The organism is Bradyrhizobium nanningense, assembly GCF_004114535.1.
GTDB lineage: Bacteria > Pseudomonadota > Alphaproteobacteria > Rhizobiales > Xanthobacteraceae > Bradyrhizobium > Bradyrhizobium nanningense.
In genome coordinates, this window is record NZ_LBJC01000056.1 from 1 (window position 1) to 1,565 (window position 1,565).

General features: G+C 67.0%; 2 protein-coding genes. Both read right to left on the reverse strand.

Annotation, left to right across the window (positions count from 1 at the left end; all coding sequences use genetic code 11):
- A partial coding sequence (locus XH84_RS31815; RefSeq protein ID WP_208757122.1) for a chemotaxis protein CheW occupies positions 1–230 on the reverse strand: 230 nt, incomplete at its 3' end.
- Between the two features lie 24 nt (positions 231–254).
- Positions 255–1,565, reverse strand: a 1,311-nt coding sequence (locus XH84_RS31820) for an ATP-binding response regulator (RefSeq protein WP_128948538.1), incomplete at its 5' end; no start/stop codon positions are given.

Sequence of the window (1,565 nt, forward strand, 5' to 3'; positions counted from 1 at the left end):
GGCTGCGGCAGGCCGAGACGGGCGCGCATGTCGACCACGGTGACGATGCGGCCGCGCAGATTGAGCACGCCGGCGATCTCGCGCGAGGACAGCGGCACGCGGGTGACGCGCTCGGGCATGAACACGTCCTGGACGCGGGAGATCGGCAGGCCGAACAGCTGGCCGCCGATCATCGCGGTGACGTATTCGACCATAGCGCCTTCGCTGGACTGCATCTTGGTGTTGGCCATAAGCCTGTCTCCTGATCCCGTGGGTTACGCCGCCGCCCGGCTCAGCTCGGAGGCGCCGGCGGCGCCCGCGGTCTGCTCCTTCAGCGCCGCGATCAGACCGGGACGGTCGAACTTGGCGACATAATCGTGGAAGCCGGCCTGACGGCCGCGCTCGATCGCCGCCGGCGACACCAGCGCCGACAGGCCGATGATCGGCATCGAGCCGAGATTGTTGTCCGCGCGAATGGTCTCGGCGAACTCGAACCCGTTCATGTCGGGCATCTCGATGTCGGTCAGCACCACGTCGAAGGTTTGGGCGCGCAGCGCGGCGAGGCCCTCCTGCGCGGTCGGCGCGGTGCGGACGCGGTAGCCGGCGGCCTTGAGCACGGGCGCCAGCATGTTGCGGAAGAACGCGCTATCGTCGACCAGCAGCACCGACTGCGAGTGCAGCGACGGCTTCATCTCCTTGCGGGTGAACCAGTCGGCGAACGCCATCGGCAGGAAGTGGCCGACGTCGATCACCTCGGTGGCCTGGCCCTTGATCACGGCCGAGCCGAGAATGCCGGAGGAGGAGCCGCCGACCTCGATGTTGAGCCGTTCCTCGACGATGTCGATGATCTCGTCGACGACGAGGCCCATGGAGCGGCCGTCGTCGGCGAACACCAGGATCGGCTGGGCGCCTTGGCTGGCGATGGTGACGCCTTCCATGGCCACCAGCGGCATCAGCTGCTCGCGGTATTGCACCATGTAGCGGCCGTTACTGAACTCGATCTTGTCGGCCGGCAGCTCTTCGAGGCGCGTGACCAGCCCGAGCGGGACCGCCTTGGGCTGCGACGAGCCGGCGCGGAACACCAGCAGCGAGGTGGTCTGCTCGCCCGAGCCGATGTGATGGGCGCCGTTCTCGTCGCCCATGTCATGGGCCGAGGAGCCGGCGGCGCCGAGCGCCTTGGCAATGCCGTTGGGGTCGATGATCATGATGACGGCGCCATCGCCCAAAATGGTGTTGCCGGAGAACATGTCGATGTGACGCAGCTTGGTCGACATCGGCTTGACCACGATTTCTTCGGTGTGGAACACGCCGTCGACGACGATGCCGAAGGTCTGGCTGCCCACTTGCGTGACCACGATGAAGCCGTTCTCGGGATCGCTGGCCGCGCCGTCGTCGATCTTCAGGAGCTTCTTCAGATGGATCAGCGGCAGCAGCTTGTTGCGCAGCCTGAGCACCGCGGTGTCCTTGATGCGCTCGATGCGGTGCTCGGAATTGGCGCGGGCCCGCACCAGCTCGACCACCGAGAGCTGCGGGATCGCGAAGCGGTCGCCGGCAGCTTCCACGATCAGCGCGGAGACGATGGCCAG